12 protein-coding genes are annotated in these 16,149 nt (G+C 42.4%); 4 read left to right on the top strand and 8 right to left on the bottom strand.

The annotated features are described in order from the left end of the window. Window positions 1–48 precede the first annotated feature (48 nt). Entirely contained in the window at window positions 49–1,593 is a 1,545-nt protein-coding gene (locus HB679_RS06850) for an MFS transporter (RefSeq protein WP_214071185.1), read from the top strand. A 139-nt stretch (window positions 1,594–1,732) separates the two neighbouring features. Here HB679_RS06850 and HB679_RS06855 read toward each other — a convergent pair whose 3' ends face one another. From HB679_RS06855 to HB679_RS06870, 4 genes are all read right to left on the bottom strand, one after another. Next, entirely contained in the window at window positions 1,733–2,233 is a 501-nt protein-coding gene (locus HB679_RS06855; protein WP_214071186.1) for an RICIN domain-containing protein, read from the bottom strand. A 12-nt stretch (window positions 2,234–2,245) separates the two neighbouring features. Further along, window positions 2,246–2,701 (bottom strand): DsrE family protein, encoded by a 456-nt coding sequence (locus HB679_RS06860; RefSeq protein ID WP_218625288.1) that lies wholly within the window; start codon window positions 2,699–2,701, stop codon window positions 2,246–2,248. A 23-nt stretch (window positions 2,702–2,724) separates the two neighbouring features. After that, entirely contained in the window at window positions 2,725–3,624 is a 900-nt protein-coding gene (locus HB679_RS06865) for a c-type cytochrome (RefSeq protein WP_214071187.1), read from the bottom strand. A 113-nt stretch (window positions 3,625–3,737) separates the two neighbouring features. Further along, a complete protein-coding gene (locus HB679_RS06870) occupies window positions 3,738–5,156 on the bottom strand; it encodes an alpha-L-fucosidase (protein ID WP_214071188.1) in 1,419 nt (472 codons plus the stop codon). 290 nt (window positions 5,157–5,446) lie between these two features. On the opposite strand from HB679_RS06870, the gene HB679_RS06875 reads away from it, so the two are divergent. From HB679_RS06875 to HB679_RS06885, 3 genes are all read left to right on the top strand, one after another. Beyond that, a complete protein-coding gene (locus tag HB679_RS06875; RefSeq protein ID WP_214071189.1) occupies window positions 5,447–6,367 on the top strand; it encodes a substrate-binding domain-containing protein in 921 nt (306 codons plus the stop codon). Between the two features lie 4 nt (window positions 6,368–6,371). Then, the gene (locus tag HB679_RS06880; RefSeq protein WP_214071190.1) at window positions 6,372–6,968 is read left to right on the top strand and encodes a phosphatase PAP2 family protein; all 597 of its coding nucleotides are present in this window, start codon (window positions 6,372–6,374) and stop codon (window positions 6,966–6,968) included. Window positions 6,969–7,075: 107 nt separating this feature from the next. Further along, window positions 7,076–9,442: a GAF domain-containing protein gene (locus HB679_RS06885; RefSeq protein WP_214071191.1), complete on the top strand. Its 2,367-nt coding sequence runs from the start codon at window positions 7,076–7,078 to the stop codon at window positions 9,440–9,442. Here the strand turns inward: HB679_RS06885 and HB679_RS06890 are convergent. Genes HB679_RS06890 through HB679_RS06905 form a run of 4 tightly spaced genes read right to left on the bottom strand, consistent with a single transcriptional unit; the run spans window position 9,432 to window position 16,139 of the window. After that, window positions 9,432–11,996, bottom strand: a complete 2,565-nt coding sequence (locus HB679_RS06890) for a hypothetical protein (RefSeq protein WP_214071192.1) — start codon at window positions 11,994–11,996, stop codon at window positions 9,432–9,434. The two genes, HB679_RS06885 and HB679_RS06890, sit on opposite strands and share 11 nt — an antisense overlap. A gap of 3 nt (window positions 11,997–11,999) precedes the next feature. Beyond that, window positions 12,000–12,863, bottom strand: coding sequence for an SdiA-regulated family protein (locus HB679_RS06895; RefSeq protein ID WP_214071193.1), 864 nt, complete (start codon window positions 12,861–12,863; stop codon window positions 12,000–12,002). Next, the gene (gene ppk1 / locus HB679_RS06900; RefSeq protein ID WP_214071194.1) at window positions 12,860–14,890 is read right to left on the bottom strand and encodes a polyphosphate kinase 1; all 2,031 of its coding nucleotides are present in this window, start codon (window positions 14,888–14,890) and stop codon (window positions 12,860–12,862) included. The genes HB679_RS06895 and ppk1 overlap by 4 nt, the downstream gene beginning before the upstream one ends. A 1-nt stretch (window position 14,891) precedes the next feature. Continuing rightward, window positions 14,892–16,139 (bottom strand): Pycsar system effector family protein, encoded by a 1,248-nt coding sequence (locus tag HB679_RS06905; protein ID WP_214071195.1) that lies wholly within the window; start codon window positions 16,137–16,139, stop codon window positions 14,892–14,894. Window positions 16,140–16,149: the final 10 nt, after the last annotated feature.

Consider the following 16,149-nt stretch of genomic DNA (forward strand, 5'->3'; position numbering starts at 1 on the left):
TATTCTCTGCGGGCTAAACTTAATTAAAAACTAGCCTGTTACAACACTATGGCAACAGTAGCATTAAAAAGCCCGGCAGGCAAATGGATCATGGCGTCGACCATATTGGCATCGTCTATGGCGTTTATCGATGCAACGGCGCTTAACGTGGTAATGCCTGCTTTACAACAAGGGTTAAGAGCAAGCGGTGCTGATCTGTTTTGGATTCTTAACGCCTACTTGCTCATGCTGGCTTCTTTGATTTTAATTGGCGGTGCTATGGGCGACAAACTAGGCCGCAAGAAAATCTTCATGGTTGGCATTTTTATTTTCATTTTGGGATCAGCGGCTTGCGGTTTATCAAACAATGTCTTAATGTTGGTAATTTGCCGGGTGTTGCAAGGCATTGGCGGCGCGTTAATGATCCCTGGCAGCTTATCACTCATCTCATCGTCCATTAATGCTAAAGAACGCGGGAAAGCTATTGGCACGTGGTCGGCTTTTACAACGGTGGTAACCATGGGCGGGCCAATTTTAGGTGGAGCCTTAGCCGATGCAGGATTGTGGCGCTATATCTTCTTTATTAATGTACCTATTGGCGTTTTAGCGCTGGTTATGCTGACTTTTAAGGTACATGAGATCAAGGACGAGGACAGCAAAGGCAATCTTGATTTCCCGGGAGCAATTACTATAGCTTTGGCGTTAGCCTTAATAACATTTGGGTTTTTGCGGGTACCGGCAGTTGGCCTGGCCAATGTGCAAGCTTATGGCTCATTAATAACCGGGCTGGCATTTCTAGTGATATTTATTATCATCGAAATAAAAAGCACTAACCCAATGATGCCATTGAAGCTATTTCAAAACAGCACATTTAGCGGAGCCAATTTATTGACATTTTTTCTGTATGCCGGTTTAGGTGCCGGTATGTTGTTCCTTTCGCTCAATTTGGTACAGGTGCAGGGTTATAGTCAGTTACAATCAGGCCTAACGTTTTTGCCTTTTACCGTATTGATGATTACCATAGCACGTTTTGCCGGTGGTTTAGCAGACAGGCACGGCCCAAGATTGTTTTTGATTGGGGGGCCGGCCTTAGCCGGTACCGGTTTACTTATCCTATCATTCGTAAAACAAACTACAGGGCCGTCAGACTATTGGACTACTTTTTTCCCGGGCGTGATTGTTTTAGGTTTGGGGATGTCATTTACTGTGGCCCCATTAACTGCGGCAGTTATGGCATCGGTAAATGATCATTTTTCGGGTACGGCATCGGGCATCAATAATGCTATGACACGTATTTCGGGCGTTTTTGCTAACGCGATATTTGGGGCATTAGCGGTACTGTTTTTCTCGGGTGCTTTACAGCGCGATTTGCAAAAGTCGCCCTTCAATGCAAAAGACAAACAGCTCATAGTGCAACAAGCTAATAATCTGGGTAATGCTAAAGTGCCTGCTGCGGTTGTCGCCAATAAACAACAGGTTACCCAATATTATCACCAGGGGTTTATTGACGCTTACGCCAATATTATGCAGATATCTGCCGGGCTTGGTTATTTGGGAGCCTTGATGGCCTTGATCTTTATTAGAAATAAATCAGTGAGAAAAACTGATGAGTAGAGCATAGATGTTCGGAAGATTCAAAAAACCTTTAGTCATTCTGAGTTTTGATTTATTGAGGTAACGCCCATTTAATAACCCTCTTTACGCCGAAGGCGAAGAGAGGGTTTTGGTATACTTACTAATCCACGGTGTTTTATTACATGGTAGGCGCCTGCTCATAAATATTCCAAAGTTGGTCGGGAGTATTACGTTTGGATGCCAAAACAATAGCTGAGTTAACCGAACCTTTGCCATCTGCAGGCGTTACATACAAATCGGTTCCTTTTAATTTAATCATATAGGTATCTTTCTTAACCGCAATAAATTCATATTGCTGTTTACCATCGCCGGGGACCAGCGGTTGTTCATCAAAAGCCGTATTAGCTGCTACAGATCCAATAGGCTGAAAAGTTTTATTGGTTAACAGGTTTTGCAACTGGTAAGTATTGACTTCGGTTTTTTTAAAGCTCCAGGTCATGCATTTCCAATTTTCGGGATAATAGGCCACCAGTGGCGTGCCGTTTTTTGAGTTGGCGTCTTTTACGCGCAGCAGCATACCGGTCTGTACATTCTTGATGGCGTAGTTCCCTTTGATATCTTGTGCAAAAACAAAGGCCGCACTTGTTAAAAGCGCAGCCAATAAAACTAATTTCTTCATAAACGTTTTGTTTTATGGATGCACTATCGCCCAGCCATCATTACCACGGATAATGATCTCGCCGTTACCACTTGGTACATAACCTATAAAATCAAACAAAGTGCTTTTATCAATATTACGCTCTCTGATGGTATTGCTGCATTCTGCCAGTATCACACCTTTTTTTTGCAGCGCTAACAAAGCTTTTTCGTATGGGTTAGATTTCAGGAACATAGTGTAACCACCTGCAAATGCAACCAATTCAACCTCTACTTTCCCCTTAATGCGCGGATCCTCCAGTGCGTTATCGATATTACGCAAAGTCATTTTAATTTTTGCAGATGCGGTATCGTCAACAAAATATAGCGCTTTATAATGCGCTTTATCGGCGGTGGCTCCTTTAAAATCAGCGTCGGTTTTTTGAGCGAGTGCCGGCTTTACCAAAGCAACAACTGCCAGAACAAGAAAGTATTTGAATACAATTTTCATAATTGATGTTTTATAATTTAAAGTTATGATTTTTTTGTGTTTAATTTTTGCGCGTCTGCAATAGGCTGATATGGGCCAAATTTATGTTGCCGCTCACCAAAACTATCTGCGTACGGCCCAAACGGAAAATCGATCGGCTTTTTAGTAAAGTCTTTCCAATCGGCACTTTGATCAAAATGCGGCCGCGGCTGCGAATTGATAAAGGCGGCAACGTCCCAGGCTTCTTCGTCAGTTAACTGCGGTTTTTTGTACGTGGTACCAAATGGCATATTGCTCTTTACAAAGGCTGCAAAAGTAGTGATGCGGTACAAACCGGCACCATCATTATAACTATCCATACCCCAAAGCGGCGGGAAAGTGTAAGCTATCTTATCAGCGGCCAGTTGCCCCAGTCCATTTGTACCATGGCAAACCTGGCATTTTTTTACAAATACGCCCTGGCCCATAACCGGGTCGGCAGCTTTATCCATATAAGTCAGCTTTAAAACGCTGCTTCCTTCAGGTTTTTGACCTTTGGGTACGCCATATCCTAACCATTTAATGTAGGCTATCATTGCTTTCATTTCATGGCTGGTGGTATCTAAGGGTTTACCGTTTAAACTGCGTTGCATACATCCGTTAATGCGGCCGGCAATGGATAGTACGCTACTGGTGCGCGGCATATATTGCGGATAATTTGCCGCAGTGGCTTTCAGATTCAATCCGTAAAATTTGGTACCTGCGTTATTATGGCAATTCTGGCAATTCATCCCGTTAGCCAAATGACCCACTTTACCTTTAGGGCCAAGATAATATGCTGTATGTGCTATCAGATCCTCCCCATATCTGATTTGTTTCCCGGCGTCACCGGCAGGAATCTTTCTTTCCTGGGCGCTAACACTTAGCGATGCCAGCAAAATAATAATACAACAAAAAATTCGCATTTGGTTCAAATAGCCTTGTAAACAAAACAGGTTAAAAGCAAATAACGTAATTGTTATTCACTTTTAACCTGTTACTTTTTTATTTAATACCAGACCAGCTGGTTAACATTAAATTAACGTTGCTCGTTATATACTTCGAACTCGGCTATTGAAGGTTGTTTTTCTGAACCCAATATTTTTATCCTAACCTTATTGGCCCAGATACGGGTAAAACGGTGTATCTTAATATTATTGGTTTTGTTACCTTCTAAAATAGGTTTCCATGAACCGTCGGCGTAATACTCTAACAGATATTTGTTGATGTTTGACCTGTGTTCGGCAATAACAATAGTATTCAGTGCGGTTTCGCGTTTAAAGCTTACCTCATACCATGGTTCTTTAACGCGTGGGTTAGACACCCATGAACTGCCAAAGTTATCGTCATTTGCAAAATCAGAGATCTCGCTATCATCGCTCCAGCTTGAGTTTGCCGGCATATTTTTGGCAAGGTTCGATGAAATGATAGGTGCTTCGTTATCAGGTAGCGCAGCCAAAGGGCCTTCGTTTCTCCAGATCTTACCAATCTCTTTTAACTCGGCAATGGCGTTGGCGTCAAACTGACCATCGCGGTTTGGCGCTACGTTCAGGATGAAGTTACAACGATCGCTATTTAATTTATTCAGATAATCATTAACCAGGCTGGCGGCAGTTTTAACAGGAGTGGTCGGGAAATCTGTTTTCCAGAACCATGCGCTTTGAATAGGCAAGCAAGCTAAGGCAGGCATGGTGTTGCTGCCCGCTTCCATACGCTGACCCGCACCCATTTCGTAAGTTTTGATGTCTGTATAGTATAAACCCAGTTTTGGATATTTTGCGCCGTTAAGGTCCATTAACAAACAATCAGGCTGTAGCTTTTTAACCAGGTTGTAAATATCTTCAAAAGGCACATCGTCATAAGAAATTCTTGACCATGGTGCATCCCATCCGTCAATGATCAGAGCTTCTATCTTGCCATATTTGGTCAACAACTCGGTAATTTGCTGTTTAACCATTTCTATATGGCTCGGCTGGATCTGGTTAGGGCGCAGTTTGTGGTGTGTGTCTAATATAGAGTAATACAGCATCACCTTCAGGCCGTTCTTTCTGAAAGCGTCAACATATTCCTTTACCACATCGCGATGTAACGGACTATTCATCACGTTATAAGCGGTACTTTTGGTGTCCCAAATACAGAAACCGCTATGGTGTTTTGTGGTTAAACAACCGTAAGTCATGTTGGCAGATTTCGCCGCTTTTGCCCACTGGTCGCAATCTAATTTGGTTGGGTTAAAGTCCGACGGCGACGCCTCCGGATCAGGCCAATCGGCATCCTCATAGGTAGGTATGTTAAAATGGATAAACATGCCGAAACGCAGATCAATAAATTGCTGCTGTAGTTTCTTTAAATGTTCGCTTTTAGTATTTACTTCGGCTACACCGCCATTTTGAGCAAATGTTGTCGAAAAACTTATTAAAAACAGAGCCAGTACTAATGATAGTTTTTTTGATATCATAAATTTAATATAAATGCTTGTGCTTTGATTAAAAGACGGTTAGCTAACGGTTAGCTATACATTGGTTAATTATCAAAGAAAGCAGATTGCCGCCTTATAATATTTTATGTTATTGTCTAAATTATAAATGATTTTGGCATTAATTATTTAATAATTGAAATTCAGATAGAATAAATCAGTTAATCCAATAATATATTGGCGTAAAATACATCAGCATTAAATACCAGGGTATTTCTTCCCTATTTATCTGTTTTGATCCCTACATTTGGTTATTCTATAATTCAATATCTATGTATAAACTAAAACTAACAGCCACCCTTGGCCTGCTTTTATTAATTACTGTAATTACTGCCAATGCGCAGGATCATAGTTTCGACCCACCGTGGAATACCCCACCCGATAGTAAATTGCAATTTACTGTTCAAGGCATTGATAATGTGCCTGATCTTTATGGAGATATTAATGACCCGCAACTGGTAATTTTCTTTGCCGGTAACCAGTTTATGGCAGTCGACCAATTGTTGGCTGCTTTTAAAGCTAAATATCCGCAGTATCAGCGCGTATTTGCCGAAACCTTGCCGCCGGGCATCCTGGCCAAACAAATTGAGGTAGGTAGCGTTGCTATCGGCAATATGCGCATCACTTTAAAACCGGATATTTATACTGCAGGTAAAAGTGCAATAGAAAAAACACCGGATATGTTTAGCCGCACCGAGCCTTATGCCAGTAATAAACTGGCCATCATGGTAAAAAAAGATAATCCCAAACAAATAAAAGGTTTGGCCGATCTGGGTAAAAAAGACGTTCGCGTAAGCATGCCTAACTTACAAACCGAAGGCATCGGCGCACAAATCATGGAGGCTTACAATAAGGCGGGCGGCAAGCAATTGCAGGATGCTATTATGGAAGACAAAGTAAAAGATGGCAGCACTTATCTAACCAAAATACACCACCGCGAAACGCCGATGCGCATTTTATACGACAACAGCGACGCAGGCCCTGTTTGGTATACCGAGGTTTATTATCAGCAGATGATTGGCCACCCTATTGATTTGGTTGAGATACCGGCCAGCGACAATGTTATCGCCAATTACGTAGCGGCCTCATTAAAAACTGCGCCGCACCAGCAAGCCGCCAAAGATTTTCTTGATTTTATGATCAGCCCCGAGGCTAAAGCTGTGTATAAAAAATTCGGGTTTATAGTTAAATAAAATTATGCCGATACGGGTCATCCAATCATTTATTGTTACGTTGTTACTGCTGGCAAGCACTAGTGCCTGTTTTGCGCAATGGATCCAAAAAACGGATGATGATATCATGATTGATATCCAAAACCAGCGCACGCCCGAAAAAACAGGTATCTTCTTGTTCCTATCAAACACTTATAGATATGGCGATATTGGCGTACCTGCCGGACTACTGGTTGCAGGTACCATTAACAACGACAAAGGCATGCGAGAAAATGCAGCATTCGTAGCCAGCAGCACGGCGCTTTCGTACGGTGTAATGCTTTTGCTCAAGCATATTGTAAAGCGCCCGCGGCCCTTTATTCAAAACATCAATATCGTACCGGTGTACCGTGCGGGTAGTACTTCGTTTCCTTCGGGGCATGCGTCTACTACTATAGCTACGGCTACGGCATTATCCATGGCTTACCCTAAATGGTATGTTATTGCGCCGGCGTTTTTGTGGGCCGGTTCTGTTAGTTATTCACGGATGTATTTGGGGGTGCACTACCCTAGTGATGTTGCCGCCGGGGCGGCTTTTGGCGTAGGTTCGGCTTTGTCTATGTCGTTCTTGAAAGCTAAATAGACATTATAAAGTTGAATGTAAAAATGTCAACATCAAATTGTCAGAAAAACCGGCAGTATTACCACAACGTTATATATTGTAATAAATTAGCCTTATATTAACTATATATGTTTACCCAGTACACCGATAAACCTTTCAGTCTCGAGCTTTCTTTCTATAAAGTTGTTGAAGGCTTGAAGCAAGCTGTAATTACCGATAAGGGTTACAAGGCAGAGCGCGCAAAGGAATTACTGGCTCGTATAGAAAAACATCCTGAATTAGATAAAGGCATCACCAGCATACAACAAATTACGCATAATGCAGATTTGATCGCCGATCTGCTGTCAGACCTCTTCCCCCAGGCTTTAGCTAATAATGAAATTAAAGCAGTAAGCATTCCGTATATGGGGCTGAGCTTTAATCAAACGGCTCGCTTTAAAAAGATATTAGCCGATGCTGGAGCCGAATTTCAATTTGCTATTCGCGATTTTGACGACACACATCTCTATATATTAAGCTGCTGCATTATTCTTAACCGGCTTTACGGCACTAAGCTTGATTTTACCCGACCGATGTTTTACGACATCCCAACGGCCGATGGTGTGATGCGCCATTACCGCATTTTGTATAACGGCGATTTTTTAGAAGTTTTAACTACAGACAAAGCACCGAAATTATCTAAGGCAGACATTGATGAATTAATGGACAATTATGATAATGTAGACCTTTGGAAAGAGAAATTTCCGGTGAACAGCTACGTTGTCAAAGGTTTTGGATTGATGACGTTGATTGATGTTACTGTTGAAAATGCGTTATCTACCTTAAAAAGCAATTTACTGGGCAGTTATACAAGTCCGGATATCAAAGAAAATCTGATTACCGTTTTCAGGTCGATGTATGGTATTGCTGATATGCGCATGGGTTTTACGCTATATGATACTAACGAGGGCAAGTTTGTTAATTCACGATTCGGACCAGGGATTCACAGCTTTTTGGTGCCTTACCAGGAAGCTCATGACGGAGAGCGCTTGCTTTGCGGCGAATCCTACGAATGCATTGTTAAAGATCATACCTACTTCGCGGTTAGTGATGTGTCTAAGTATATTAAACAGGAGCGCGGCAACTCGCTGGGCGAGCATTTAAAAAAGCAAGGCATCAACAGCTTTATATTGGCTCCTGTAGTTAAAGACAATGTTTTGTTGGGCATCATAGAGCTGGTGTCGCCACGGATACGTGAGTTGAATAGTGTAACCGCCAATAAATTGGATATAGTAATGCCGTTTTTGGTTGATACTATAGACCGGAAGATGCATGAATTGCAGGATAGGGTTCGGTCCGTTATTCAGCAACATTATACTACCCTGCATCCCAGCGTTTACTGGAAATTCAGACGTGAGGCGCAAAACTTTCTTGAATGTGCCGGCAAGGGTTTAACCTATCAACTTAAAGAAATAAAGTTTAAAGAGGTGTTTCCGTTGTATGGGCAAGTAGATATCAGCGAGTCATCGGCCACCCGTAATTTGAGTGTTTGTAATGATTTAACCAATCAGTTAAACGAGCTGATATCGATACTGACATCATTGGCCAAAGCTGATAAAAAGCCGGTGAAAAATGAGAAGCTGGACGATCTGAAAAACTTTGTTATCGATTTAAAAACCAATTTCAGGGCAGATACAGAGCAGTTTATACAACATTATATTGAAGAGAATATCCACCCTATATTAAAAGAGATTAAGGGCACGCCAAAACTCAAGAGCAAGATTGAGAAGTATTTTAGCCAGACAGACACTTTTACCGGCGACTATCATAATTATCGTCGCAACTACGATAAAACCTTGTCGTTGATCAACCAAAAACTGGCCACTATTATTGATATGCGCCAGGCAGAGATCCAGGAGTTTTACCCCCATTACTATGAACGCTTTAAAACTGATGGGGTTGAGCATAATATCTATATCGGCCAAACCATAGCTCCAAGCAGGCCTTTTACGCCGAGTGATTTGCACCGCCTTCGTTTATGGCAATTACGGGTAATAGCCGAAATGGAAGTTGAGCAGTATAATTTAAAAAGCATGCTGCCTTACCAATTGGGTGTAACGTCACTGATCCTGGTATTCAGCACGCCGCTTGCTATCCGGTTCAGGATGCATGAAAAACATTTTGATGTAGATGGTGCCTACAATATCCGTTACGAGGTAATTAAAAAGCGTATTGATAAAGCCATGATCAAAGGCACTCGCGAACGTATTACCAAACAGGGTAAAATAACTATAGTATACGCTAAAGCTGAAGAACGAAAGGAATACGAACACTACATCTCCATACTGCAAAATGCAGGCGTTTTAAATGATGACGTAGAGCATTTTGAGGTAGAAGAGTTGCAAGGCGTAGCCGGATTGAAAGCACTGCGTGTAGGTTTGATCCATACACGAGACATTCAAAAAGACCATACAATAGACTACAGCAAACTATACAAGCATTTGCCTAAAACCTAAAACCGGCAGAAATGTAAGGGTATACCCCTTCGTTAGAGAAACCTACCACACCCTGTATCGAGATTAATTGCGCGGGCTGAAAATAAAAACCGCCACCTGCGCCGTTGTGCCAGATATTGGATATTTCGCCCGGTGTCCATACCCTACCCACATCGTCAAAACCAATCAGTCCGAGTGTACCGGGTAAAAGATATGATGCAAAGTCTGCCAGTTTCAAACGTACCTCGAAGTTATTAAACAGCATCGTCTTGCCGGTAAAGCGCCAGGTGTAAAAACCACGCAAATTATCGCTACCACCTAATTTTAATTGCTGATAAAAGGCCGCGTTGCCCAAAGTAGTGCCGCCACCAACCCTATCCCCAAATACCAGTACAGAGTCACGTCCGGGGTTAAGCAAAAAGCTAAACTCTGATTGCACCTGCCCGTAATCGCTCGCATTGGGGTTAAGCGCCTTCATGGCAGTAAAATTGGTGTTCCAGTAAACACCGCGGTGCGGGGTGATGCTGCCTTTGTCGCGGGTGTCAAAGCTAAAACCAGCTACCAGGCCGGCATTACCCTGGCCTGCAAAAACGTTTTCTGCCGGATGTACAGCGCCGTAATCACTCAAATAACGGCCATTGTTATCGCCGTTATCGCCATTATAATATTGACCGGCTACGCCTGCGGTTACAGTCCAATCGTCATACTTATGCTTTAACCTAACGTCGGCATTTAAATAGTTGTAAACATTCCGATAGTATTCTATGCGTTTATCGCCCGCATCTATAAACTGGGTATTATTGCCAACTCCAAAGAAATAGCTGTTATAATTAGGCCCTTTGCTCAGCACATTAATTATCAGGTCGTTTTTTTGTATAACCTGTTTAAAATCGCCGGTATAGTTTAGCGCCAACGAGCTTACTCCAAAGCCATAGCTAATTTTCAGTGTCTGCCGAAACGCATAAGGCTCTTTACCAAACCCTTGTTTTTCATAAACCAAATTGGCAATTAGTACCACCCCATAATCCTTACTATAGCTAATTAGTGGCAAAGGCTCTAAAAAATTGTATTTATAACCCAGGCGATGAAAATTAGTCACTGAAGTATCGCCAGAAATATTGATACGTGCCTGGCCCTTAGGCAAATCTGTTTTTATTTTAGGGACATCATAGATATAGCGGTTACCTTTTCCTTTGATGTCTTTATCGGCAACAAACTCATCCTTCTTATCATCGCCAATCATCCTGACGGTTATGGGCGAATGCGCTGCACCATGAATATTAAACACATCAGGGCCACCCATGCCATACAGCCTGATCTCTTTAGTTACACTTGGGTCAAAAGTGCGTTCATAAATAGTCTGTTCTTCTTTACCCGTTTTTTTGATCTTATTGACCTTAACGGCTACCTGCCCGCCCGGTAAGTTGGTAATGCTAAAGTTTTCATGCTTTTCTGAAGTGCTTATCGATACTGTGCCTGACAAGAAACGATAGTATTTTAAACCTTGCTCCATCAACACATTTCTACGTGCAATTAGCTTACGTTTAATCACCTGGCCGCTCTCGCGATACATAACCGGAGGCATTTGGCGCATGGCTTTATCAATCAAATCGTCTGTTAAAGTTTTCTGCACATAAGCTATCTGTTCTTCCCAATCCTGCTGATTAAGCCCATTTAAAAAGTAACGATCGAAGTTACGCGCATTCAGATTCCAGCGATTAATAGAGCGAATACGCTCATGATAGTCCTGAAATTTAGCCATCAGCAAATATCTTGAAACCACCCAGGGCAGTAATCCTGTTGAATAATAATAAACCTGATCTCTATCGCGCGGCACAGGCTTGTAAACAATGCCGGTGTCGGTTTTATCGCGTTGCCAGCGCCATTGGTCTTCGTGCCTGTCCCAATCGCCCAGCAACATATCTAACAATCTGGCACGCAGCACCAGTTTTTGGTCTACCCTATTATCATTATCATCTTGTAATTTATCTTGCGCCTTGTCGGTGTTATCTGTTTTACTGGCATCCAACGGCTCGCGCTCTTCAAATAAAAACACCTGGTTTGCATAGTCTTTCCGATACTTACCCAGCGCAGGGTCATCAGGCACATAAACAATCTGGGGATGAGCGTGCGGTACACCCAAAGCTTCGGCAAGTGCGGGCACCGTTAGCGAGCCAAAAGGATGCTCGGCCGTGATCTGATCCTGCACAATGTCTTTGGCTATGGTTTCTCGCAGCGTTTTCGGCAATACACGGGCAGGAAATTTTTGCACCGTGCGCAATACCCACTCCTGCCCGCTTGAATCTTGCAGACGCAGTGATTTGGTTTGCATACCACCACCGGGCTGTAAGATCTTCAATCCGCCTTTTTCTTTTTCAAGGCGGAAAATTTTCATGGTGACCGGTGTGGCCCAAAGCTGGCGGTAATTATCGCCCAATAAAAATTTATGGGTCTTGGTTACCTTGGCGTAATCAGGATCGACAGCAATGGTTATACTATCTGTTCTTTTTTGTGCGAAAGATTGCAATGATAATGCGGTAATGAAAATAGCAATAAAGTATCTGTACAGGCGCATAGGCTATTTTTTGTAGTTAAATTTATAGATAGTCCCCGCCGCAGTCTTACTTCCCTCATTACTAATATAAAGATTATTCTGGTTATCAAAGGCGATGCCTTCGGGCTGTATAAACAGCGCCGGATCTATCGGGTAAACATTTTTCACTTTGAAATTTGCATCTGTCACCACAATTATTTTATTAACCGATGACACAATATACCACTCATTGGTATTTTGATTTTTAGCGAAAGCCGATGGATGAAAAGCGATCTTACTGCCATCTAATTTAGCCTCGATATCTTTCACGCTGACAACAAATTGTCCCGATTGCTTGACAGAACCATCATGAGCTACCCTAAATATGTAACCGGTATTGGTTTTCCTGGTGTTATCTACATTGCAATGCTTACAAAGCACATAGAGCTGATTTGATCTTTCGTCTGCAAATAAACCTTCATACTCGCCTGTTGGCAGTATATCGTTTAATTTTTGCACAGCTAATATTTCTGCGCTGCGCACCTGGTTAAACGGAAACACAAATAGCACGCCATCACTGCGCAGCATAACAACCTGGTCATTCAAAATAGCGATATCCTCAAAATCGCCTGGCTTGCCAAACCTGGAGTGAGCAGGCTTTTTATCGCCCAATTTGAAGTAGTACACTTTGCCTTCTTCGTCCTGCTCAGCATAAATAGAATCGGGTTTGCCGTGACGAAAGGCAATTCCAGAGATCTCCGTCAAATTATCGGTCATGAAATATTTAACGGGATTGTTCAAGTCATACCCAGGCGGACTAGTAAAAGTCCTTTTATCAATACAGGACAAGGCCACAAACACTGTTAACAATACCGATAATATCAGAATGATCCCGCGTGTGTTTTTCATGCCAGTTTACTTAAATATTGATAAATAGCTTGCTGTGATTGCACAACAGGCTTTGTTATTTTAACGGGTATGTTGCGAATATGTTCGTCAAGCATAACCGCTTGTACGTTGTCTTGCAATTGCAGGTTAATGATACCTGTTATTTGCTGTTTAATTTGCCCATCGTACACGGGAAAACAAACCTCAATACGGCGGTAGATATTTCGATTCATCCAATCTGCCGAACCTAAATATACCTCGGGGTTACCATTGTTATGAAATATAAAAGCGCGCCCATGCTCCAGGTAGCGGTCTACAATTCGTTTGATGGTGATATTCTCGCTCATGCCCTCAACTCCTGGTATAAGGCAGCAAATGCTACGTACCAACATTGAAACCTTTACACCCGCCTGCGAGGCATCATAAAGCTTATTAATAAGCACATGCTCCTCCAGGTTATTGAGCTTGATGATGATAGATGCCGGCAGGCCTTTTTTAGCATTTTCTATCTCCCGGTCTATCATTTCCAGAAAACGTTGCTGCAAGTTAAACTGGGCCACCAACAGATGCTCAAACCTGATCAAATCAGGCGACGATGGCTTTTCGCGGCGTGCCAGGAAAATAAACAACATTTCTACTTCGCGCAGCAGGTCCTTATTAGCGGTAATCAGGATATGGTCGGTGTAAAAGGCCGCGGTGTTTTCATTAAAATTACCGGTGGCCAATAAACCGTAGTATTTGGAGCGGCCATTTACTTTACGCTTTACCAACGCTACTTTAGCATGTACTTTCAACGCGGTAACACTATAAATAATAGTAGCGCCGGCAGCTTTTAGGCGATTGGCCCATTTGATATTATTAGCTTCATCAAAGCGAGCTTTAAGCTCAATCATCACTGTCACTTTTTTTCCTGCGGATGCTGCGTTGATCAAAGCATTGGCAATGCGCGAATCGTGAGCGACGCGGTAAACCGTGATGTAGATTTCCTCGACATTGTCGTCTAACGCAGCAGTGTTGAAGAAACGCAGGATGGTGTTGTAAGATTGATAAGGCGTATTAATAATCAGATCTTTCTGTTCTATCTGATCAAATATAGATTCATTAGCATCCAGGCGATTATGTATCGATGGCCATTTTTCATACCGCTCACCAGGCAGATTAACCGGGAACGTGAACAGATCTTTCAAATTATGATAATTGCCACCTTCTACCAGGCTTGACGATTCAATGTTCCAGTTATCGCAAATGGCATGCAATACCCGCAAAGGTATACCCGGCTGATGAAGGAAACGGGTGGCAATGCCCAGATCACGCTTTAGCAATTGTTTTTCAATTTGTACAGACAGATCGCCGGGATACTCATCCTTTAAATCCATTTCGGCGTCGCGTGTAATCTTGAACGAATAACAGCCCTTTACACTTTTGCCTGCAAACAGCTTATCCAAATTATACCGGATAATATCATCTATAAATAACACATAGGTGCTGTCCTTTTCTTCGATCTTATAAAATCTCGGCAATTCGTCTGACGGAATGTTAACCACCATCAGTCTTTCTTTGCCTTCAGCGTCATCCAATATCACCAGAAAATACAGTTCATTGTTTTCGGGGAAGAATTCTTTGTCTGCCTTAAGTTCAACGGGGTTTAGAAAAGCCATTACCTGCGCAAAATAATAGTCTTCTACCTTATCTGTTAAAGCTTTAGGCAAAGACTGATTAACCAGCAGGTGAACATTATGCTCCTTTAAAGCCGGCACAACCTGCCCCGATAAAACTTCACCATATTGCTGTTGCTGCGCTATGATCAACTCTTGTGCCTCTTCAAGCACATCGTCAACCGCTTTATTGGGTGCATTGAGCTTGCCCAACTTGTCCATAGCCTGCAATACGGGCATGCGCACGCGATAAAACTCATCAAGATTAGATGAGAATATAGCCAGGAAGTTAATACGCTCCATTAGGGGTGTATCAGCCTTTGAGGCCAATTCAAGTATCCGGCCATTAAAGGTTAACCAGCTTAAATCTCTGTCAGAATAAGAATAAGCCATATTAGTGTTTTACAACAGCCCCACGGTCATGAAATACGGACGAAACGATAAACGCCACCACAGCAATAATCAACCCGAACATGAAAATATTATAAGCTATGTGCAGCAGCCGATATTTCTTTCCCAACACCACTCCCTGCGAATACACATCTTTAATGAGCGTTCCGTATAGAAAATTGCTGTCGTCCATCACTTTTAACATACCTGCCGTGTATTGCTGCAGGTCCATTTTATAAAAGTTGCCGAAAAACAGCAGGTTTACCTTTTTGTCATCAATATCCTGCTGAGTAAAAGTGCCCGCCGGTATGTTAGGGCGCGTAGCTAATATAGAAAAGGTCATTGACGCTACGCTGATAGCCAGTAATATAAAGCTTGGGATAGCCAGGAAACCATTTTCTTCCAACCTGCGCAACACTAAACTGATAATGGCCGAAAGGATAATCGAATTAACCGTGATCAGGATATGTGCCTTATTGTCTGCCATACTACTTAATTTCTGGTTATTGCCCGACGTAATCCGGAACATGGTTTCGATACCTTTGTCAGGCTTTTCCTTTTTCTTCTTTTTTTCTTCTTTTCCGACTTTCTGTTCTTCCGGCTTCTCTTCTTTTTGAGGGGTTTCTTTTTGCGGCTCTTCGGTCGCGCCGATTATCACCTCATCTTGTTTTTCTTTAAGCTTACGCAGATTCTTTTCTTGTTTATCCGCCAGCAAGAGCCGGGCATAATCTGTAAAATACGTATGCGATTCGAGCAGCTCTATATTTTTTTGACGCCATACGGTTTTATCAATCTCTATCTGTTTACCCTTCTCTATCTCTTTACGCAGTTCTTTACTTTTATCTAAAAAGTTGTTGGTACCTAAGTGATACAGGTCAGCATCGCACAATATCTCCTGTAATAATCCTTTTGGCGACTGTGGCATTTTGGTAGCCAGTATACAGCCATCTATTTTCTCAATAACCGCTGCGTCAACACCTTTAGTTTTTAAGAATTCGGCAGCGTTATTGGCGCCGGCAGCTTCATGCCCGGCTTTATCAACAAAGTAACCGGTATCATGAAACCAGGCTGCAGCAAGCACTATAAAGAAGTCCTCATCACTTAGCTGGTAATGGTTGGCTATCATGGTAGCCGAGCTTACCACGTCTTTGGTGTGCTGCAAATCGTGATACAGCAAATCGTCGTCATGATGCGTCTTAAAATAGTTTAAGACATATTCCCTTACGTCTTCCAGTAATTGCTGATAATTCATTGCGGTAGTG

Origin of the sequence: Mucilaginibacter sp. dw_454, from assembly GCF_018449775.1 — a bacterium.
In the GTDB taxonomy this organism is placed as follows: Bacteria; Bacteroidota; Bacteroidia; order Sphingobacteriales; family Sphingobacteriaceae; genus Mucilaginibacter.

What these genes read in the sequence shown, in the direction of transcription:
- HB679_RS06885 (WP_214071191.1), top strand. Translation starts at nt 7,076, where the DNA reads ATGTTTACCCAGTACACCGATAAACCTTTCAGTCTCGAGCTTTCTTTC.
- HB679_RS06875 (WP_214071189.1), top strand. Translation starts at nt 5,447, where the DNA reads ATGTATAAACTAAAACTAACAGCCACCCTTGGCCTGCTTTTATTAATT.
- HB679_RS06850 (WP_214071185.1), top strand. Translation starts at nt 49, where the DNA reads ATGGCAACAGTAGCATTAAAAAGCCCGGCAGGCAAATGGATCATGGCG.
- HB679_RS06890 (WP_214071192.1), bottom strand. Translation starts at nt 11,996, where the DNA reads ATGCGCCTGTACAGATACTTTATTGCTATTTTCATTACCGCATTATCA.
- HB679_RS06880 (WP_214071190.1), top strand. Translation starts at nt 6,372, where the DNA reads ATGCCGATACGGGTCATCCAATCATTTATTGTTACGTTGTTACTGCTG.
- HB679_RS06860 (WP_218625288.1), bottom strand. Translation starts at nt 2,701, where the DNA reads ATGAAAATTGTATTCAAATACTTTCTTGTTCTGGCAGTTGTTGCTTTG.
- HB679_RS06855 (WP_214071186.1), bottom strand. Translation starts at nt 2,233, where the DNA reads ATGAAGAAATTAGTTTTATTGGCTGCGCTTTTAACAAGTGCGGCCTTT.
- HB679_RS06905 (WP_214071195.1), bottom strand. Translation starts at nt 16,139, where the DNA reads ATGAATTATCAGCAATTACTGGAAGACGTAAGGGAATATGTCTTAAAC.
- HB679_RS06895 (WP_214071193.1), bottom strand. Translation starts at nt 12,863, where the DNA reads ATGAAAAACACACGCGGGATCATTCTGATATTATCGGTATTGTTAACA.
- ppk1 (WP_214071194.1), bottom strand. Translation starts at nt 14,890, where the DNA reads ATGGCTTATTCTTATTCTGACAGAGATTTAAGCTGGTTAACCTTTAAT.
- HB679_RS06870 (WP_214071188.1), bottom strand. Translation starts at nt 5,156, where the DNA reads ATGATATCAAAAAAACTATCATTAGTACTGGCTCTGTTTTTAATAAGT.
- HB679_RS06865 (WP_214071187.1), bottom strand. Translation starts at nt 3,624, where the DNA reads ATGCGAATTTTTTGTTGTATTATTATTTTGCTGGCATCGCTAAGTGTT.